This window comes from Rossellomorea orangium (genome assembly GCF_019334305.1).
In the GTDB taxonomy this organism is placed as follows: domain Bacteria; phylum Bacillota; class Bacilli; order Bacillales; family Bacillaceae_B; genus Rossellomorea.
On record NZ_JAHWGH010000014.1, the window covers coordinates 635,555 to 656,650 of the forward strand.

18 protein-coding genes are annotated in these 21,096 nt (G+C 45.8%); 2 read left to right on the forward strand and 16 right to left on the reverse strand.

All coding sequences use genetic code 11. The features are described 5' to 3' along the window. Positions 1–242: 242 nt before the first annotated feature. The 6 genes from KYJ26_RS12940 to KYJ26_RS12965 all read right to left on the reverse strand — a co-directional run bounded on the left by KYJ26_RS12940 (position 243) and on the right by KYJ26_RS12965 (position 6,242). On the reverse strand, positions 243–1,691 hold the full coding sequence (locus KYJ26_RS12940) for a carbon starvation CstA family protein (protein WP_219167681.1): 1,449 nt from the start codon (positions 1,689–1,691) through the stop codon (positions 243–245). Positions 1,692–1,912: 221 nt separating this feature from the next. Further along, complete coding sequence (locus tag KYJ26_RS12945; protein ID WP_219167683.1) at positions 1,913–2,632, reverse strand: LytR/AlgR family response regulator transcription factor; 720 nt, start codon at positions 2,630–2,632, stop codon at positions 1,913–1,915. Continuing rightward, positions 2,629–4,368: a LytS/YhcK type 5TM receptor domain-containing protein gene (locus tag KYJ26_RS12950; RefSeq protein ID WP_219167685.1), complete on the reverse strand. Its 1,740-nt coding sequence runs from the start codon at positions 4,366–4,368 to the stop codon at positions 2,629–2,631. Before KYJ26_RS12950 ends, KYJ26_RS12945 begins: the two co-directional genes overlap by 4 nt. Before the next feature lie 113 nt (positions 4,369–4,481). Further along, the gene (locus tag KYJ26_RS12955) at positions 4,482–5,324 is read right to left on the reverse strand and encodes a YihY/virulence factor BrkB family protein (RefSeq protein ID WP_219167687.1); all 843 of its coding nucleotides are present in this window, start codon (positions 5,322–5,324) and stop codon (positions 4,482–4,484) included. A gap of 17 nt (positions 5,325–5,341) precedes the next feature. Then, a complete protein-coding gene (locus tag KYJ26_RS12960; protein WP_219167689.1) occupies positions 5,342–5,761 on the reverse strand; it encodes a hypothetical protein in 420 nt (139 codons plus the stop codon). After that, complete coding sequence (locus KYJ26_RS12965; RefSeq protein ID WP_219167690.1) at positions 5,751–6,242, reverse strand: low molecular weight protein-tyrosine-phosphatase; 492 nt, start codon at positions 6,240–6,242, stop codon at positions 5,751–5,753. The genes KYJ26_RS12960 and KYJ26_RS12965 overlap by 11 nt, the downstream gene beginning before the upstream one ends. Before the next feature lie 179 nt (positions 6,243–6,421). On the opposite strand from KYJ26_RS12965, the gene KYJ26_RS12970 reads away from it, so the two are divergent. Next, on the forward strand, positions 6,422–6,649 hold the full coding sequence (locus KYJ26_RS12970; protein WP_219167691.1) for a DUF1128 domain-containing protein: 228 nt from the start codon (positions 6,422–6,424) through the stop codon (positions 6,647–6,649). Positions 6,650–6,726: 77 nt separating this feature from the next. Here KYJ26_RS12970 and KYJ26_RS12975 read toward each other — a convergent pair whose 3' ends face one another. The 10 genes from KYJ26_RS12975 to motA form a co-directional block, all read right to left on the reverse strand. Beyond that, entirely contained in the window at positions 6,727–7,242 is a 516-nt protein-coding gene (locus KYJ26_RS12975) for a type 1 glutamine amidotransferase domain-containing protein (RefSeq protein WP_219167692.1), read from the reverse strand. A 66-nt stretch (positions 7,243–7,308) separates the two neighbouring features. Beyond that, positions 7,309–8,625 (reverse strand): lysine N(6)-hydroxylase/L-ornithine N(5)-oxygenase family protein, encoded by a 1,317-nt coding sequence (locus tag KYJ26_RS12980; protein ID WP_257474992.1) that lies wholly within the window; start codon positions 8,623–8,625, stop codon positions 7,309–7,311. 202 nt (positions 8,626–8,827) lie between these two features. Next, on the reverse strand, positions 8,828–9,817 hold the full coding sequence (locus KYJ26_RS12985; RefSeq protein ID WP_219167695.1) for a class I SAM-dependent methyltransferase: 990 nt from the start codon (positions 9,815–9,817) through the stop codon (positions 8,828–8,830). Further along, complete coding sequence (locus KYJ26_RS12990) at positions 9,814–11,130, reverse strand: FAD-dependent oxidoreductase (RefSeq protein ID WP_219167697.1); 1,317 nt, start codon at positions 11,128–11,130, stop codon at positions 9,814–9,816. Before KYJ26_RS12990 ends, KYJ26_RS12985 begins: the two co-directional genes overlap by 4 nt. Before the next feature lie 261 nt (positions 11,131–11,391). Next, complete coding sequence (locus KYJ26_RS12995) at positions 11,392–13,854, reverse strand: PAS domain-containing protein (RefSeq protein WP_219167699.1); 2,463 nt, start codon at positions 13,852–13,854, stop codon at positions 11,392–11,394. A gap of 96 nt (positions 13,855–13,950) precedes the next feature. Then, positions 13,951–14,886, reverse strand: a complete 936-nt coding sequence (locus tag KYJ26_RS13000; protein ID WP_308807562.1) for a pseudouridine-5'-phosphate glycosidase — start codon at positions 14,884–14,886, stop codon at positions 13,951–13,953. 13 nt (positions 14,887–14,899) lie between these two features. Beyond that, positions 14,900–15,994 (reverse strand): carbohydrate kinase, encoded by a 1,095-nt coding sequence (locus KYJ26_RS13005; RefSeq protein ID WP_219167703.1) that lies wholly within the window; start codon positions 15,992–15,994, stop codon positions 14,900–14,902. 158 nt (positions 15,995–16,152) lie between these two features. Beyond that, positions 16,153–17,544, reverse strand: a complete 1,392-nt coding sequence (locus KYJ26_RS13010; protein ID WP_219167705.1) for an alanine/glycine:cation symporter family protein — start codon at positions 17,542–17,544, stop codon at positions 16,153–16,155. 310 nt (positions 17,545–17,854) lie between these two features. Continuing rightward, positions 17,855–18,646, reverse strand: a complete 792-nt coding sequence (motB, locus tag KYJ26_RS13015; protein WP_219167707.1) for a flagellar motor protein MotB — start codon at positions 18,644–18,646, stop codon at positions 17,855–17,857. Next, complete coding sequence (gene motA / locus KYJ26_RS13020) at positions 18,633–19,424, reverse strand: flagellar motor stator protein MotA (protein ID WP_219167709.1); 792 nt, start codon at positions 19,422–19,424, stop codon at positions 18,633–18,635. The genes motB and motA overlap by 14 nt, the downstream gene beginning before the upstream one ends. 1,036 nt (positions 19,425–20,460) lie before the next feature. On the opposite strand from motA, the gene KYJ26_RS24375 reads away from it, so the two are divergent. Next, a complete protein-coding gene (locus tag KYJ26_RS24375) occupies positions 20,461–21,081 on the forward strand; it encodes a methyl-accepting chemotaxis protein (RefSeq protein ID WP_374939763.1) in 621 nt (206 codons plus the stop codon). Positions 21,082–21,096: the final 15 nt, after the last annotated feature.

The window sequence follows — 21,096 nt, forward strand, 5'->3', positions numbered from 1 at the left end:
CTATAAATAAAAAAGCCAACCCGTGAAGGATTGGCCATGAATTTCTAGTGATATCCATTCTGTCCGTTTGCAGAACCGGATGTTTTATGCTTTGGTTTTGCATTTTGGTTTTGCTTTGTACCGCCGTCTTTTTTCGTTTTCTTTGTCATGCTGAATCACTCCTACAACATAGTTTGTGAATCATCTTTATTTTGTGCAAAAAAGGAAAAGAGTTTCCCGGTAATAACCGGAAAACTCTCCATTTACGCTGCTGGCTGCGGTACCTCTTCGTCGACCTGGATGACCGATCCATCGTTTAAGCGCTTTCTTAACGTGTAGATAAAGGCAAGAATGGCTACGATCGTCACAATGGATGCACCCATGTAAGCTGTCCCCATTGAAAGTCCGAATCCGATCGGTGCGCTCAAGATATATGTGAAAGTCACCATCGTCATGAAGATCGCCGGGATCGTTGCGACCCAGTGCGGTTTCTTCTGAAGACCCAGATACATGGCACCTACCCAAAGGGCAATCATCGCTGTCGATTGGTTTGCCCAAGAGAAGTATCTCCATAACAGGTTGAAGTCCATGCGAGTCAGTACGACTGAAATCACAAACAGCGGAATGGCAATCCAAAGACGGCTGGACATTTTCACTTGTCCTACTTTGATGTAGTCGGCAATGATCATACGTGCACTTCGGAATGACGTATCACCGGATGTGATCGGAAGAATAATGACACCAAGGATGGCAAGCGTTCCACCGATGGAACCAAGCATCAGGATCGACACTTCGCTCACGACCGCTGCCGGTCCGCCTTCTTTCAGGATGCTATTCAGTTCACCAGGCTCGAATAAACTCATCGCTGCTGCTGCCCAGATCATGGCGATGATCGCTTCCAGGATCATCATGCCGTAGAAAATTTTGCGTCCGTTCTTTTCGTTTTGAGTCGTTCTTGAGATGATCGGTGATTGTGTGGCATGGAAACCTGAAAGAGCCCCACATGAGATCGTCAAGAATAATAAAGGAAAAATAGCTACTGAATCAGGGTGCATATTCGTTAGGGAAACCTCAGGAATATCTGCTCCCGTGATAACTAATCCTGCCCCGATACCTACCGCACTGATCAGAAGAAGTGCTCCGAATAGTGGGTACACTTTACCGATGATTTTATCGATCGGCAATAACGTTGCGACAATGTAATAAACAAAGATCGCTGCAATGATGACACCAAGAGAAATCCATGCTGGTGTCAGATTCGCAATCAGTGCTGCAGGCGCGGTCACGAACACCGTCCCTACCAATACAAGTAAAAGAATCGAGAATGCGTTGACTACATGCTTCATCGTTTTCCCTAGAAAACGTCCTGCAAGCTCCGGTAAATGAGCTCCTCCATTACGGATTGAAATCATTCCTGTTAAGTAATCATGAACCGCTCCGGCAAAAATTGCCCCGAGTACGATCCAAAGGAAGGCAACTGGTCCGTACAACGCTCCCATGATCGGACCGAAGATCGGGCCGACACCGGCGATGTTCAACAGTTGGATCATGGAGTTCCGCTTCGTGTCCATAGGCACGTAGTCTACTCCGTCCGCCTTCGCATACGCAGGCGTTGAACGTGTTTCATTAATACCAAAAATCTTTTCAATTAATTTTCCATATGTGAAGTAACCTATGATTAAGACAACAATCGAGACCAGAAATGTGACCATGTATATGATCCCCTTTCGTTCAGTTATGAATACGCTTTCATTATAGCAAGCGTTTTCACAGATTCGTCACATTCTGTTTAAGATGTTGGTAATTAAGGTTGAAGTGTGGTGATACGGTGTTGACGTGCATCGTACAAAATGCCAAATTACGCCTCATACCCCAACAAAAAAAAGTACCAGGTACCAATCCGTCTCATTGTACCCGGTACACACAGTAAAGCTTACAATTCCAACCTCTCCCGCAGTTCTTTCACATAGTTCCTGCTCACCGGAATCGCTTCATCAGCTCCATGAACCTTCAGCTGATACACACCGCTCCCCCATGGAATCAGTTCTTCCACAAACGGCAACTGAACGAGATAGCTTTTGTGGACCCGGAAGAATGGGTAAGTAGCAAGCTTTGCTTCAAGATCCTTGATTGGAAGCCTGCACGTATATTTCTTTTTTTCGGTACAGATGAACGTTTCCCTCTCCTCCCGGAAAATATAGAGGATGTCTTGAGGGCTGATGAACACTATTTTGTCCTCATCCTGAACAGCCAGTTTCCCCAGGGAAGGACTTTCCCTGGTCTCAGTTTCTATCTTCACCAGGGACTTTAACCTCTCCATCGTCTGGGCAAGCTGACTTTCTTCAAAGGGCTTCAACAAATAGTCCACAGCTTCTACCCGGAATGCTTTAAGGGCATAGTCAGGATAAGCTGTCGCGAATACGATTTCCGGCTTGTGCTTCATTTTTTGAAGGGTTTCAGCAAGATCCACCCCGCTCATGCCGGGCATCTCTATATCAAGAAACAGGACATCTGGATTTTTAGTTAATATGACCTCCAGCCCTTTTTCTGCAGAACTTGCTTCTCCAACCACTTCCACCCATGGATAACCGCTCAGAAGATGTTTCATCTCTTCACGGCTATATGGTTCATCATCGATGATCGCGACTCTCATTCCTTCTCACTCCTTAGGGTAAATTCTACGACGGTTCCGTTTCCTGTTGATGAAGAGATCAATAGGCCGGATCCTTTTCCCATCATCATTTCCAGGCGCTTGTTCACATTGTATAGTCCGATACCGGTTCCCGAATCGGATTCCACTGGCTCGTCCAAAAGGGTATTCATTTTATCTTCACGGATTCCAGCCCCGTTATCATCGATCCTTACGGTTACTTCATCCTCGTCCCCTGCTATCGAGACTTTCAAAATGAATCCCTCTTCCATATTCCTCATGCCGTGCTTGATTGCATTTTCCACAAGAGGCTGCAGGGTGATGGATGGAACTTGAACCTTCAGTGCCTCTTTATCAATGTGGTACACCACTTCAAGCCTGTCAAAAAAACGCGCTTCTTCAATCGCGAGATAGGCTTTCACATGTTGTACTTCCTCTTTAAGGGTGGACGTTGACTTCGTGCTCCCCGTCAAGTTCTGTCTGACGAATTGGGAAAGGGAAATCAGCAGGGTCCTTGCTTTGTCTGGATTGATTCTCGTCAGAGACACAATGACATTGATCGTGTTGAACAGGAAGTGGGGATTGATTTGTGCCTGCAATGCTTTTACTTCCGACTCTTTCGCGAGCTCTTTATGCGTATCGATTTCAGCCAGCTCCAGTTGATGGCTAAGGAGCGTCGCGATCCCTTTCGTTAATTCCATCAAGATCGGTGAAATCTCCTTTTCCGAATGAAAATAAAATTTAAGGGTTCCGACAATCTCTTCGCCCTTCAGCAGAGGTGCCATAATGGCCGCTCCGAGAGGGCAACCGCTTCGGTCACACTGGATATCCTCCCGTCCGACCTTCATCATTTCACCGGTTTCAATGACCCGCTTCGTGGCTTCGGTTTGAATCGGCCGCCCTTCATGATGGTGATCTGATGCCAATCCGACATGAGCGAGGATATGGGATGTATTTGTGATCGATACAGCAAGGGCATTCACGTCCCTCATGAGGATTTCACATGTTGCCTGAGCTGAGGTCGCATTCAACCCCTTCCTCATATATTTCACGGTACTGTCTGCCAGGCGCAGCGCTTTTTGTGACTGCGCCGCTCCCATCCGTTCTTCTTCATAGAAAACACTTTTGATGATAAGGAGGAAGATCCCCGTCCCGATTCCGTTTGCCAGGATCATCGGCCAGCCTATATCTGAAACGAGCAAGTAAGCATCGTCAAACGGTTTAGACAAGAGAAGGATGAGTAACATTTGCATCCCTTCTGCCGCGAATCCGACAAGAAAGGCTTTCTGAGGGGAGACGAGCCTGTTCTTCTTTTCCCTCTTTCCGATCCACCCTGCGAGTAACCCGGCCAAAACCGTTGATATCCCGCAGGAGAATGCCGTAAATCCACCAAGGAAATAGCGATGGACCCCTGCAACTAATCCCGCACCAAGACCGATCCACGGACCTCCGAGAAGCCCGGCTACCACGACTCCGATGACCCGGGAATTCGCAATCGCTTCATTCTGCTGCAGATGCCACTGCCACTTCGTATATTCTTCCTGAAAAGGATTCACAATCAGTCCTGTATATGTACCAACGATCCCAAAGAAACCAAACAGCAGGATTAGGAGAATCGTTTGGGATTTCTTCACATGGGTCCGCTTCTCGATCAGATGACGGAAGAAGCTGATCCTCGTCATTACAAAGGCAATCGTTACGATGATTCCCAGCCTCTCGACCATGGCCGCAATCAGCATGCGATCCCTCCTTTCGTTTACACAAAAAAAGAAGATTCACTAAACGTTTCGTTTAATTGAATCTTCCCCTTTTTTATCTTCTGATATGTCCGGGGAGTACATTTCCCCCTATTTTAACATGAATCGTTGTCCTTGATTGTCACGAGGGCATTGATTTCCCCGCCGATCATGATGATGATGCCCGTCAGATAGAACCAGATCATGAGGACGATGATCCCCCCGATGCTTCCGTATGTGGCCGAATAGTTCCCGAAGCTTCCTACATAATAGGAGAACGCAAGGGAAACGAGAACCCATCCTAGGGTCGCAAAGATCGCTCCCGGGAAGGCACTTAAACACTTGATCCGTTTACTCGGAGCGAAATAGTACAGTCCAACAAATATGATGAAGAGAATGATGGGACTGATCGCCCATCTAATCCCATTCCATATGGCGAGAAATTGATCTGAAAAACCAAATTGAGAAAATAAGAAAAGTCCAATTTGCTTTCCGAATACCGGTAGTAAGAGTGCAATGACAAAAACGAGAATCATGGCGAACGTCAAAAGGATCGACATGAGTCGCGTAGCAATGAACGATCTCGTTTCCTCTACGTCATAGGCGCGATTCAAACTCTTCACGATGGCATTCATCCCGTTGGACGCCGACCAGATCGTAGCGATGATACTGACAGACAGTAGACCGGAATTGCGGTTTGACATGACGTCCTGAAGCGTTTCCTCAATCATTGACATCGTTTCCCCGGGAGCAAAATCTCTGACCAGCCCCAAGATATCTCCCTGTTCAACCGGCAGATACGGGAGGAGGGTGACGATAAAAATCAGCAGTGGAAACAACGATAACAGAAAATAATAGGCAATTTGCGCCGCAAGGCCCGTTACATCATTCGAACTGATATTTCCAAAAAGACTTTTTGAAAATCCTTTCCATCCTCCTTTGACCGTTTCATCCGTCATGCTTTCACCTCATTTCATTAATACCCCTTAAAGGAAGAAGCAATCGGCTGACTCTCTTCATCCTGAGCAGTTAGTTCATTGGATGTTTCACGGTCGGAAAACGTCTCTTTATATGCTTCTGATGAGTCTTCAAACGTTTCTTTCGTCTCCTCGATGATCTCTTTCACCTGAGGAGTCATCCCTTTGATTTCCTCAACCTTGTCACTGATGAATTGAATGTCTCTTGTGACCTGATCGGCGGTCGTACGCAATTTTTCGTACACTTCTCTGGATGACTCGATCAGTTGCTGAGGGTTTTTGGAGTAGGTTGAAATGTAAGTCCCGCTATTCTTTAATGTGGAACCCACTTCCTGTCGGGTTGATCTGTCCAAGAGCGATAGTAGCCCCCCTGCAACAGCACCCAGCATGACCCCTTTAAAAAACTTATTACTTCCCATATGTATTACCCTCCTTTAAATGATTGTCTTTTTTTATTTTATTCAATAATCGGCTGCAGCCGGATTCCACCAGATCATACACTTCCTGAAAGTTTCCTGTGTAGTATGGATCAGGGACATCCTTATCCCTGCTTTCGTCCATCAGGTCCAAAAGCTTGAATACCTTCCCGTGATGATCACGGTCCAGTATTGTCTTCATATTCTGTTCATTGGAAGCGTCCATCGCTACGATATAATCATATTTCTTATCTTCAACATGAAATTGTCTCGCGACGAGGCCATCGCTCTTTATATTATTTTCTCTAAGAATGGCTAAAGTTCCTTCATGAGGTTTCTTTCCTACATGCCAGTCTCCTGTACCGGCTGAATCTACCTCGATCGATTCACCAAGATTCTCTTCCTCCACCTTGGCCCTGAAAATCGCCTCTGCCATCGGGGACCTGCAAATATTTCCCAAACACACAAACAACACAGATACCATGAACAATCCCTTCCTCACGTTTTAGCTTACCTACTCATTTCCCATTCCTTAATAGTGTAAAACATTCTTCGAAAAAAATCCTCCAAGAGTCACTCATGTTCGGGGGGCTTATTGACAGGATGAAGGAATCATGGAAAGATTAATGGTAGTAAAGGTACGTCAGAAAGGACGATTCGGAAATGGATTTATCTCAAAACACAACTGAAAACATCGAATTCATGGTCAATGCCATCAAAGAAAAGCTCAGAATGGTCAATGCAGGCGCCGTAAAACCTGAAGACTTTAATGAAGAAATGTATGAGGACCTCCACGACTTATATGTAATGGTGAATCGCAAGGATCACTTCAGCCCAAGTGAAATGAATGCGATCATCGAAGAAATGGGTAGCCTTAGAAGAAAAGCATAAAGCTCCTATAAAAAAAGGGGGACATTCCCACAAAGGTATGAAATACCTTGGGGAATGTCCCCTTTCATTTACTTGTCCTATTTTGAAAGAAGCGCCAGTGATTCACGGTTGAATGCCGGAATATCATCCGGAGTCCTGCTTGTGACGAGTTGATTCCCGCATACGACGACTTCTTTATCCTCATACGTCACGCCTGCATATTCCATATCCACCTTGATGGACTTGAAGCCCGTTGCTTTCCGTCCTTCCAGCGCTTTTGCCGTAATCAGTAATTGCGGACCGTGGCAAATAGCGAATACCGGCTTCTTCTCATCCATGAAATGCTTTGCAAACTTCACGAAACGGTCATCTGCACGGAGCTGATCCGGAGAGAATCCACCTGGTAATAACAGGGCATCAAAGTCTGATGGATTGACGTTGTCGATGCTTTCATCGATCTTCACCGTTGCATCCCCCTGCTTACCCTTGACTGATTTGCCTTTTTCCTTTTCAATCGTCACGACTTCGTGACCTGCTTCTTTAAACGCTTTCTCAGGATCTGTAAATTCTACGTCTTCAAACATATCGGTAATTAACGTTGCGATCTTAGCCATAAAATGAAACACTCCTAATAATGGTTTAATTTTTATCACACTTGTACTTTACCCTCTTGGCATAGATTAAAACCCTTTTTTATCCATCGTAAATTGAGAAAAGATTGTATTCCTCTGCACTTCATATACCTCTTCCCCCACGATGTCATTGATGATCTGGATGTTCCGGTCAACGGCGAGTCCTAGATTCGTCGCCCCTGCACCGTGGGAATGCTCCAGATTCGTCACTGTATAGAAATGATGTTCACGGTCCGGTTTCTCTTTGAACTGAAGCTTATAGTTTCTCGACACCTTAAATTTCATCTCGTCTTCCCATACAATTCTTTCCTCAAATTCATCCATAAACCAGCTCGGTATATTGGGTTTATATCCCGTTGCGAGGATCACCTTATCACTTTGATAGGAAAAATCACGATCCTCCTGCCATTGACGGCAGTTCAAAACATAACCTTCTTCTTCTTGATGGATCTTATTCACTTCAGTAAGGGGCTGTATGGTAATGCTCGGTGATTGATCGCTGACTGAATGGTTATAAAGAATGTTGTAAATGTTGTTGAGGGTATCCGGATCGATTCCATTCCGGAGCTGATCCAGTGTCCCCAAAGCTTCCTCACGCTTTTCAAACGTCAATCCGTGGAAGTAATCCACATAGTCAGGGGCGAAGAATTCCTGACCGAGCTTTGACGATTCAAGCTGAAGGATCCCTTCTGATCGGGTAAGCCATGTCAGCTGGTACGAATGATTTTCCTGCTCCTTCAATAAATCGACGAATACCTCAGCGGCGCTTTGACCGGATCCCACAATGGTGATGGTGGATCCTTCCATCGTTGCACTCTTATGAAACAGGTACTTGCTCGTATGGTGGACGTCTTCATCCGGAAGACCTTCCATCCCATCCAGGATAAGAGGCTTGCTTCCAGTCCCCATCACCACATGCTTTGCATAATAGACTTCACGTACATCCCTTAATCTGTTATCCACCTCAACCTTATAGCAGTCCCCAACATCCGTGACCCCGATCACTTCACTATGAAATTGACAGGAACCGAGTTGCCCCACCACCCATCTGGCATAGTCATTATACTCCTGCCGCGGCATTTCAAACTTCTGAAAAAAGAAAAATTTATATAAACGATTATGAGTATGTAAATAATTCAAATAACTGTACCGGCTCTGAGGATTCGCAAACGTCACGAGATCCGCGATGAACGGTACTTGCAGATCCGTCAGGTTGATCAGCATCCCGGGATGCCACTGAAATTCAGGTGTCTGATCGAAAAACTTCACCTTCAGATCCGTCTTCTCTTCCATCAGGGCCGCCAAGCTCAAGTTATATGGCCCGATTCCAATCCCGATACAATCATGCATGTCTTGTCTACTCAATTGGCTCTCCTCCACATTCAGTATCTACTTTTTTATTCTTACCCTAAAATGATGGGAGGCTATCCTGTTTTGGGAAATTAATTTGTTTGGATGGGCTCGGGGATTCAGCTGTTGATTATGACTTTCATTTCAGCTGCTGATTTTCATCCATTATTCAGCAGCTGAACTCACCCAAACAAAAAAACCAATCCCCTCACAAGGATCAGTTTTTCCTGAAAATCATCACATACCATCCGCCTTCTTTCACAATCGGTTCCACGGACTCGACTTTAAAATCGGTTTTCCCCGCAAGGGTCTCCATCTCCTTCTGGGACGGGATCGGATAAAGGTTCTGGAATGTCATGAAGAAGCTGTTGAAAGCACTTGAAAATTGCTTTCCATGCTTAGACTTCTGCATCGGGGTCAGGACGAAGAACAACCCATCCCCCTCGAGCCAGGTTGAGGCTTTTTCAAAAAACTTCAGCCGCTCCGATGGATCGATATAGTGAAAAAGATTGTTGGCCATGATCATGTCAAAACGCTTCTGGGGTTCATATTCATGGAGGTCCTTACAGAGGATTTCCACGTTCTGAAAATCTTGAAGGGATTCTTCCGCTGCCTTGGCGACGGCTTCATGGATCTCAATCCCGACCATTCTCTTGTCAGGATAACGGTCCCCTATTCTTTTCACATATCCGCCTTCACCACATCCTAAGTCCAGGATGGAATCAACGTTGTATTTTTTTATCGCTTTCTGTACCTTTGGAAAGGCAAAGCGTTCCAGCAGGATCGACGTCTTCGCGACGGTTGCGCCATGTACATCCGAATTAAAGTGCTGTTTCGTCTGGTTCCGCAGCAACTGAGGATAAGATAAAAGGGCCGGTATATGCAGCTCCATCATCTCTTTCAGGAGGATCCCTGAAGAATGGGGATCTTTCTTTGAAGTCGGAAGCTTCCATCTGTTTCTCGTCGTGACTTTCTCAGCTTCCACCCGTTTAAGATGCTTGATGGTGATGCCTACCTCCACCCATTGTTCAAGGAGGTCCATTTCAATGTTTCTCGAGAGGGCCACTTCCTGGATGGACGCAGGCTCTGTAAAACTGTCGAACAAGTCCATCTCGTATCCGACATAAGCATGCCAGCTGTAAAGGAACGGGACATTCTTCTTCATCCAGGTTCTTGCCCTCCATACTTTCACCATTTCTCCAATCATTGTAATGCCTCCTTTCCTTTCCAGGGATAATCTTGATCTCTAGTAAATGTAGTCGTTGTTTTCTTTTCTTCGGTTAGGGAATCATGCCTGATCGGGAGCATCCCCCCCTGAATCAACCTGTCGTGAATGGATTCCCGCCACATGCCGAGACCCGATATGTTCAGCATCTGTTTGTAATGGGAAATCGAATCCTTTTCCATTCTCTGAAGGCTCTTATTTCTCAGCCAGCCGACCGGGCGATATGGGTAGGAGTAGACGAGGGCGGATAAATGACTGAGATGCATTTGGTGTGCAACCCGCCTCTTTCTGACTTTTGGATACCATTCAAGATTAACGGGATCCAACTTTCCATCTGCATACATGTCACACAGCAGCTCTCCAAGGATGCTCCCATCCTGGATCGCCATATTCATTCCTTCCCCTGCCATCGGATGCACCGTGTGGGCCGCGTCCCCAATAAGGGCAAGATGATCTTTCACATAAGTTTCCGCATGATATTTCAGCGGGACCATTAGCTGGATTTTCTTCCAATCTCCTATTTGATCCACATAGCCTGCAAGATCCGGGCACATTTCAATATACAGTTTATGAAACTCCGATACCGGCTTTTTTCGAAGGGTTTTGTACTCACCTGCCGGGATGAGATAAACGGATCTCACCTCATTGTCCGGGAGGGGAAACAGACCTAAGAATGATTGATATGTAGAAACGATCCTGCCTTTCGTCATATCTTTTGGACGCGGGAATGTGACGGTCAGGAAATGATGATTGTACTTTTTCTCCTTCACATCCACCCCCATATAGTCGCGGGTGACGGAGCTCCTTCCCTCTGCCCCGATAATGAAGTCACTATGAATCTCTTGTTCTACCTTCGTCTCGCGGTCCTCTATGGTCACCATACGCTTGTTGATTTTCTTGCAGACGGTATTCGGCCGATAATGGAAGGTCGGATATTCCTCCCCCTTCTTCCGCAGGATATCCTTCAGCGTTTCGTGGTGGATCATAAGAGAAAACGGATAAGGAGTGGGGAGGATCGAATAGCTCATCGTTGAATGGTCCGCCTTCGATTTTGCCTGCTTCAATTCGATCAATTCCAGATCAGAAATGCTATGACCATTATGAAGGACGGCATCTATGACTCCCAGGGAATCGAATATTTCCAGACTTTTCGGCTGTAGTAGCTCACCTTTGTAGACTGAACCCGGCCCCGGTAACCGTTCCACGACGGTTACATCAATGTTACAACGGGCAAGTTTCAACCCGAGGGTAAGTCCGCCAATCCCTCCACCGCTTATAAAGACGTTCGTCTTCATCTCTTCTCACCTCTTTCCAATTCTTTATCCCATTTCCAGGATGTTGAAACTTGCCGATGTGCTCTCCCCATGATGTGACACTTTTTATACTGTGGCGGCGCCCTGAAGAATTTTGTAGAACCCACTATTTCCCGGAAAATATCAGCTATTACAGCGAGATAAAATTGGTTTTTGTCGGAATATCTTCCTTGAATTATCGACATGATCCGTTTAAACAAAAAAACTCTACGACAAGATTCATCTCTCATCGTAGAGTACGTTTTATTTCTCTTTTGAAATTGGCAACAGGATCGTGACAGTGGTCCCTTCGCTTACGTTGCTTTGGATGGATAGTGAGCCGTGATGCTCTTTAATGATTTTCTGACAAATCATCAATCCGAGTCCCGTCCCTTTTTCTTTCGTGCTGTAAAACGGTTCGCCAAGATGTTTCATACGTTCAGGTGGTATTCCGTTTCCATTATCCTGGATGGTGATCTTACCGTATCCCTCGTCTTTCTCAAGCTGCACACTAAGGAGTCCGCCTGAAGGCATGGCTTCAAGGGCATTTTTCATCACGTTCAAAATGACCTGTTTCATTTGATGGGAATCGCAGTAGATCTCAGCTTCTTCCACTGAGAATCTCACGTCCACTCCCTGCTTGAGGCACTCCATCTTGATGAATTCGACCGAGCTTGTGAGGAGGGTCGTCAAAGATGTAAGGGAGAATTTGACGGCCCTTGGTTTCGCCAGAGCCAAGAATTCATTGGTGATGATTTCGATGCGATCAAGCTCTCCCTGGATGACACCAAGGTAGAAATCATCCTCTGCATTTTCCTTCATGAGCTGAAGGAAGCCTTTCAGTGTAGTCAAAGGATTCCTGATTTCATGGGCCACACCAGCTGCAAGCTGCCCAATCATCGCGAGCTGCTCTGACTTCTTAAGCAAGTCTTCATTCCGTTTCTTTTCGGATAGATCACGAATGATGGCTGAAATCCCAATCAAGCGTCCATTGTCGTTTAAAATTGGATTCATATTAAAGGCGATCTCCACCGGGGAGCCGTCTTTCCGGTAACGGACGGTTTCATAATCTTTAATCCGCTTCCCGGCTTTCACCGTGGCGAGATTCTGTTTAAATTGTCCGACCTGCTCTTCTTGATGAAGGAAGGTGATTACCTCTCCAGTGATTTCATCCTTCGACCAGCCGAACATGGACTCAAATTGTTGATTTACTTTCAGTACATTTCCTTCCGGATCAAGAAGGGCGATTCCGTCTCCCGCATGTTCAAAGTACGCTTCAAGCAACTCTTTCGCTTCTTTCAGCTCTTCTTCCATCTGCAGTTTCTCCGTGATGTCCTGACCGAACCCATAGATGCCAATGACCTCATTTTTAACACGGATGGGGATATTGGTGACCGCCACATGACTTTTCCCACCTTCCCCATTTTCGAAGGTGGTCACAAATCTTGATGCTTCTCCCCTGAGGGCGACTTCGAATTGTTTGATGGCCGTCTCCCGGCTGCCCCTGGCGATGAATTCACTGAAATGACTGCCGATCATCTGCGGTGAAATATGATCCCACTGCGTTTTCACAGCAGGGTTCACTTCTTGTATGATCCCCATTGTGTCGACCATATAGATATTATCCGGGCTGTATTTGACGATCGATTTATATTTTTGCTCGCTTTCGATCAGCTTCCTTTGAATATCCTTGATCAGTGAAATATCCGAAATGGAAACGATGATTTCCACGACTGTACCATGTCGTAATACCGGGACAATGGATGCCAAATACTCTAATTCTTTGTATTCATCTTCATACGTCAATTCTTCCCCTGTTTCCCAGATCCGCTTTAGTTTCGGTTGTATCTTTCCTAAATGATGGGAATCGAACACTTCCTGGATCGTTTTCCCGATGACTTTGGAAGGGGTCAGGTTCAGCTTCTTCAAAAGTTCTCCTGCTGCCATTTCAATCACGAAGTCATGATTGCTTTTCTTGATTTTATATGTGATCGTCTTCTGAAGGCGGAGTGTATTTTCCAGTTCGACTTTCAGAGACATCAATTCATTTTCATATTTTTTCTTCTCTGTAATATCATGTAGGATGATCCCCACACTGTCGACGGTTCCATCACTCTTATAATTTGCAGGTGAAATGGTGATATTGCATGTAATCTTACGTTGATTCTCCATATCGAACGTCACTTCTTCACCAGTCGTATTCAAGCCTTTCAATCCATTCATGACAATGCTTATGAATGATTCGTTCTCCAGGGGCTGCTGCTTACACAAGGGCTCACCCAGAATGGCATCGGAAATGTGAAACAGTTTCTGGAATGAATGATTCATTTCCATGACCTTTCCGTTTTTATCAATGATACACACACAAGTCGGAGTATTGTGGATGAGGGATTCATACACTGCCGATTGGGAGTGGGATGAATCTTCACGTTTCATTCCCTTAGGAATCATCATGACCAATACTTTGGATTCATCCAGCCGCTTGCGTTTGAACCCGTAAGGTTGATGGTTCAAGCGGATTGAATAGTCCTCTTCCTCTATTATTTTCGATAGAAGATTGTCTTCTTTCAGGATGATTCCTCTCCACTCTTCATTTTCTTCTATATAGGATGGATTGTTCACATCGATGATTGCTGCAGGGACGGGAATTGAATCAACATTCAATGCATGATAGGGGTGCATTTCAGCCATAGTACCTTCCTTTTTCGTAACGTTATTTACCATCATTTTACCCTACCTCCACCTACATATAAATGGTGAATGTCAATTCACAACAAAAACCCGGACATCCCCATCTGCCCGGGTTATCTATTATCAATGAAATTAAAATGTTCCTACACGATTCATCTCTGAATATCGAACCGCAATCTCAGCCCCGACATGGGCATTATGCTTCACCAGGGCAATATTCGCTGTCAGGCTTTTCCCATCGGTCAACTCTTTCACTTTCCCAAGCAGGAAAGGCGTTGCTTCTTTCCCTTTGATCCCTTGTTCATCCGCTTCCTTCAGTGCTTGTTCGATGATGGAGGCCATTTCGCTTTCATCCAGGGCATCTTCTTCAGGAATCGGATTTGCGATTACTACCCCACCTTTTAGACCAAGAGCCCATTTCGCCTTTAATATACTCGCCATCTCTTTTGCCGATTCTACTTTGTAGTTTACGGAGTAAGGACTGGTCCTCGTATAAAAGGCAGGCAGCGTGTCTGTACCATACCCTATCACCGGTACCCCCTTTGTCTCCAGATATTCCATGGTCAATCCGATATCCAGGATGGACTTGGCTCCTGCACAAACGACAGCCACACTTGTGCCGGAAAGCTCCTCAAGGTCCGCCGAAATGTCCATGGTCACCTCTGCATTCCGATGCACACCACCGATGCCCCCTGTCACAAACAGAGCGATACCGGAGATCTCTGCACAGATCATCGTTGCCGCCACCGTTGTCGCCCCGTCTTTTTTTGAGGCTAGGATATATGGTATATCACGGCGGCTCGCCTTGATGACGCCGCTTGCCTGCCCTAAATATTCCAGTTCTTCAGGAGACAGACCGATTTTAATCTTTCCATTCAGTATCGCAATCGTTGCAGGTACAGCCCCCCTGGAGCGAATAATATCCTCCACTTCCCTTGCGGTCCTGACATTTTGCGGGTATGGCATGCCATGTGAAATAATCGTGGATTCTAATGCCACGATGGGAAAGCCTTGTTTCTTCGCTTCTTTTACCTCTTCTGAATATTCTACATATGCCTCTAGATTCACGCACATTTCCCCCTTAATAATAAAGACTGAATTCCTGTTGTAGCTTGCTTGTATTCAAAGTAGGTGCCACCGTGTATCTTGACTGAAGAGTGATCGACGAACAAATTACACCGATTCGGCAGGCTCCATCTGTATCAGATCCTTTCAAATAGCCAAATAATATTCCAGCGACAAGAGCATCCCCTGCTCCTGTCACGTCCTCGACCTCTACTCTTGGAGGCAGGATGGCCGTCGCCTCTTTATATGTGGTGTAATAGATCAACCCCTGATCTCCACGGGTGATGACCGCCCGCTCAGCTCCCCTTAAGGTCAGTTCCTTGGCTGCTTTAAAATAATCCCCCTCTGTTTCGATCTTCATGTCCAGATACATCTCCGCTTCCCCTTTGTTGCAGATGAACCAGGTAACACCTTCTAATGAAGAAGGTAATTTCTTTACCTTGGGAGCAGACACGGGGATCACCGTCAATGGAATCCCTTCGGATTGACACCTGCGGATAATATAAATGAGCACTTCTTCCGGGAAGTTCGTGTCTAGCAGCACCATTTCCGAAGATGAAATCATCCCCCACCTTTTCTCAATGAACCCGATGTCAACGCTTTCATAAATGCTCATATCAGCAAGGGCGAACATCATTTCACCACGTTCATCCAATATAGCCGAGTATGCTCCTGTACTTTCATTCATTCGCCTCTGGGAAGCTGAGACGTCGGCAAATGACTTTGTCTGCTGCAGAAGCCAGCTGCCTTCTGTGTCTTCCCCCACCACGGTGATTAAATTCGCTTCTCTCCCCAGTCTCCCGAGGTTTTCGGCAATATTCCGTGCTACTCCACCACTCGTTTGCTCAGTCTTCGCAGGATTTGATGTTTCAGGTATCAGCGTATCCTCAAGCCGCATCTTACGGTCGATATTGGCTCCCCCTATGCACGTGATCCCGTTTTTATTCGGCATCACGTACGCTCTTCCTAGAATCTTCCCCTGCTTCACCAGATTAGAAATATAGCCGGCCACTGCCGAGCGCGAAATCCCGCTTCTCTCTGATAATTCCTGCTGTGTCATGAATGGATTCTCTTCAATGTAAGACAGTAAAAGCTTTTCTTTTTCGTTCACTTTCTCCCACCCCTATAAAGAAAAGTAACTTTTGTTAATATTCTAAACTTTTGTTTTGGTTTACACAAGTTGGAAGATGAAAAATTACAACATTCATTTCGAAAGAATCCAATAAAAAAAGACTTGTTTTCCCCACCCGGGAAAAACAAGTCTTTATGTTAAGATACTTTCTTATCTTTCACTTTTCCTGTGTCTTTCAGGTAATATTCATCGGACGTAAAGAACTCATCCGTTAGCCTCTTCACTTCCTTGCTCAGGAGAAGGACAGCGATGATATTCGGAATAAGGATGGCTGCAAGGGCCAGATCAAGGAACTGCCAGATGACCTTTGCCGCCCCGACGGACCCAAGGACAATGGCCACGGTGTAAACTACTTTGATTGCCTGTGAAGCCTTCCAGCCGAACAGAAATTCTGCCTGTTTGGCTCCATAAAAGACGATGACAATGATTGTCGACAGGACGAAGAAGATTAATGAAACCGTGACGAGAATCCCGCCAAATTCCCCGAAATAATTTGTGAATGCCTCAGTTGTCAGAGCTGACGGATCGTCGAGGGCGTTTTCCGCCGTCCAGACACCGGACGATAATACGACAAAAGCGGTAGCTGTACAGACGATGATTGTATCGATTACGATTCCAACAATCGCCCAAAGCCCCTGTCGTACAGGATGATCTGTTTGTGCGGCCGCATGGGCGATCGGTGCTGTTCCAAGACCTGCCTCATTAGAGTATAGTCCCCGGGCAAATCCCCAGCGGATCGTCTCAGCCACAGCCACTCCGGCAAAACCACCCATTGCCGACATTGGTTGGAAGGCATTGGACAGGATCAGACTGAAAAACTCTGGTACGGCATCGACATTCATAAACAGGATCACCAGTGCGCTCCCGACATAGATCAGGGCCATGAAGGGAACGAATACTTCCGTTACCTTACCGATTCGTTTGATCCCTCCGAAAACGATCAATACGACAATGAGGGCAACGATAATCCCCGTAATCAGACCGTTTATATTAAACGTTTCTTCCACAGTAGATGCAACGGCATTCCCCTGTACCATCACACTTGGGATCAATTCGATCATGAGGGCAAAAGCGAACCAGACGCCAAGCCATCTCATATTCAGTCCCTTTGTCATGTAGTACATGGGACCGCCCACATACTCTCCCTTTTCATTCTTCTCACGGTATCGCACCGCAAGGACACTTTCTGAAAATTTAAGGGCCATACCGATCAGGGCGATCACCCACATCCAGAAGACGGCTCCAGGACCACCGAACATGATCGCAGCCGGGACACCGACGATGTTCGCTGCCCCGATCGTGGACGACAGTGCCGATGTCAATGCCTGCAGGGGAGTGACGGTTCCTTCTCCCTTCGGCTTTTTAAACACGCTTCCCACCGTTTGCTTAAAAATGTACAGAGGATACCGAAATTGTATGAATTTCAATAAAAATGTTAAGTACAAGCCTGTTGCACCAAGGACGATGATCAACGGTGGACCCCATAACCATGCCGAAACTTTACCTATGATGTCAAAAAACGTATCCAATTATGCTCCTCCTTTGCTAGAGGCACTGGCTAACGTTTGGAATAAAGCAGGGGGAAATATTTAAGTATGTATGTAGTCGAGCAACCCCCAAATCCTGAAAAATTAGCCACTGCTTCTAATTGCTTTTCCAGACTTTTCCCTAAAATAGGAACAGTGAAACATAATAGGAAGAATAAGCAACAAATGCTGTGCGATATGTGTTCATCAATCGATGATAGAGTACGGCCCTTCGACATGATTTTCCCATTTCCCCGGAAATACGTCACAATACAGAAAAATCTGCAGCCTATAAACGGCTGCAGATTCTCTTCTATTCAGTCACCCTTGGCAGGATCAATACTTCCACCCGGCGGTTTTGTCCACGTCCCTCTGCCGTTCCGTTATCGGCGATGGGCTCGAACTCACCGAAGCCTTTCGCACTAAACCATTGGGGATCAAGCTCTGGATTGTCCAGAATGATTTTCATGAAATTGACCGCCCTCATGACGCTGAGCTCCCAATTCGATTCGAACTCCGCATTCCTGATTGGCACATTGTCAGTATGACCGCTGATGATGATGTTCCGCGGCGGATTCATGACGAGGAGGTCCGATAGCTCTCCGGCCACGCTCAGATCACTGCCCTGAACTGTAGCAGATCCCGAATCAAATAAAACGTTATCCCGAATGGTCAGGAGCAGGCCCTCATCCGTCAATTTAGTGATGAATTGAACCTCCAGATTATTCGTTTTAATATATTCGTTAATCTTTTTCTGGATTTCCTTCAACTCTTCCTGATCCTTCATGAATGCCTGTTTATCGAGCTCTTCTTTACTTAGTTCCTTCTCTTTATCTTCTTTTTGATTCAGTGATGCAGCTTGTTTCTCTACCTGATCACTTGATTGCTGAGGTGCCACAGGGCTTGGATACTCCATCATTCCCGTGCCCCCGGTGAAGATTTCATTGAAAACTTGTGAGAGCTCTTTGAACTTCTGAGCGTCCACCGAGCTTGAAGCATACAGGACGATGAAGAGGGCCAGTAACAGGGTAAGTAAGTCGGCATATGGAATCAGCCATGATTCATCCATGTGCTCGTCGTCATGTTTCTTTTTACGCCGCCTCATCCTCATCCCCCTTTAGTAACATGATTCGTTCACTTGCAGGTAAATAGGAAGCCAGCTTCTGTTCAATGACACGGGGAGACTCTCCCTCGATGATGGACAGGATTCCTTCCACCATCATCATTTTCATCTGTACCTCCACCTTCGATTTTCTTTTTAACTTATTGGCAAAAGGGTGCCACAGAACGTATCCCGTGAAAATCCCGAGGAGTGTGGCAACGAATGCCGCTGAAATCGCATGTCCAAGTTCTTCCGTGTTGTCCATATGACTGAGGGCCGCAATCAATCCAATGACCGCCCCCAACACCCCAAGAGTGGGTGCGTACGTTCCTGCCTGTGTAAAGATGAGGGCTCCTGCTGAGTGCCGCTCTTCCATTGCGTCGATCTCTTCATGCAGTACATCCCTTATGTAATCACCACTTTGTCCATCCACCGCCAATGAAAGTCCGTCCCTAAGGAATGGATCGTCCACTTCCTGTGTCTTTGCTTCAAGGGCAAGTAATCCTTCCTTCCTGGCAAGGTCGGCTATTTGTGAAAAGAATTGAATCGTTTGTTTCGGGTCCTGCAATTTTTGTTCTCTAAACAGAATCCCGAAAAGCTTCGGTACTTTTTTAATCTCATGTGTCGGAAAGGCAATGGTCACAGCGGCAACCGTGCCCAGTACAATAATTAAAATGGCTGCAGGGTTCAATAAGGCCACAAGGCTTACACCTTTGAACACCATCCCCACTCCAACCGCTATCAATCCTAAAATGACTCCTATTAAAGACGTCTTATCCATCTGATCGCTCCACCTTACTCATCGTAGTCTATTACTAATATCGGATGGAACTACTGATTATTGAGGAAAGTTTGATTCGAAATTTTCTTTCAAATCACTGTAAAACCCTATGTAAGCGCAACCGTTTATGTCGATATATGGAATATACGGGATTTTATTAAAAGGAGAGAAAGTCATGACCCCTAAGCAATTGAAAGAAGTCGATAGTAAAAGAAAGAACCTTCTGCTACTGATTACGTACGGAATCAGCCTGGCAGCTGCCCTTATGTATTCCATACTACATGAATCGGGCACCATCACAGTAGCTGTATTTGCTACACAGATCCTGGTACTGGCCGGATATTTTGTTGTCATTCAATTAATTCTTAAAAAACCGAATCTCTTTGTATACTTCAGCATCCCTACAGTCTATCTCATCATGGGAATCTGGCTATTTCTTGAAGGATCCAATCCTCCCGATTTAGTTATTCTTTTATTTTTAGCTGTGATCAGCGCCATTCACTTTAATCCTGTTATCTTCGGAATCGGCTTTACTTCCGGTCTCGTACTGCTCGTGATGAATGGTGTGCTGGCACCTGAAGGAGATCCTATATTCGCCGAATTATTCGTCCCTGCGCTATTGAGCTATGTGCTGCTCGGCATCGTCCTCGCAGTCGTCATCCAACTGAATCGAGGGCAATTTAAGCAGCTGCAGGAATTTATCCACACCACAGAAAACGAAAGTAAGAAAAAAGAAGATCAGCGAAACTTTTTACAAAAAGAATTAGCGACCATCTCATCGAGCATCAGCCAAATCAACGAACAGGTCCAAACCCACCTGGTCTCACATGATGAGATGAAGACAGCTGTGAATGAAATTTCTGCTGGAAGTGTCACTCAAAGCGATCAAATCAATAACATCGCTCTCGTGACGGAAACGACGATGAGTAAAATGGAAGAAGTGGCAAGGCTTTCGGACGATCTTACCTCACACTCCAACGATGCGAATAGCTTAGCCGTTTCAGGAAGCGAACGAGTCATAGATCTTCAGGAAAACATGATCGAGCTGAAAAATATTATTGAAGGCCTTCATCAAACCTTTAAAGAGCTAACAAGTAAAATCGAAGAAACCAATACCTTTATCGGAAGCATCCAGGATATTACGGATCAAACCAATCTACTGGCTCTAAATGCATCTATTGAGGCTGCAAGGGCAGGGGAAGCAGGGCGCGGATTCAGTATCGTGGCCGATGAAATCCGGAAATTGGCGGAAATCACGCGGAACACAGCGACACGCATCAACGACAACCTGGCTTCCGTTAACGCCGTGAACTCTTCTGCTGTTGAAATCATGAATCTGAGCTCTGAAAAACTCAATGAAAACGTAGGGGCAACAGGAGAAGTGACATCCTATTTCACGACACTCCGCGAGAAGCTTGACGCACTCTCAAACGAGTTTCAACGCCTAACGTCCACCGCTTCTGAAGTAAGGGGAGAGACGGAACAAGCCGAGCTGTCAACGAAGGAATTGGCAGCCGTCATCCAACAGACATCTGCGGGCCTTGAAGAAATCAGTGCCACCATAGAAACCCTTCATGGTGACAACCGGACGATCGCTCAATATGTTCAAGATACTGCCACAAGTGCAGAACGGATTCAGAACAGTGTCAACGCCTAATCTGTGGTAAACTAA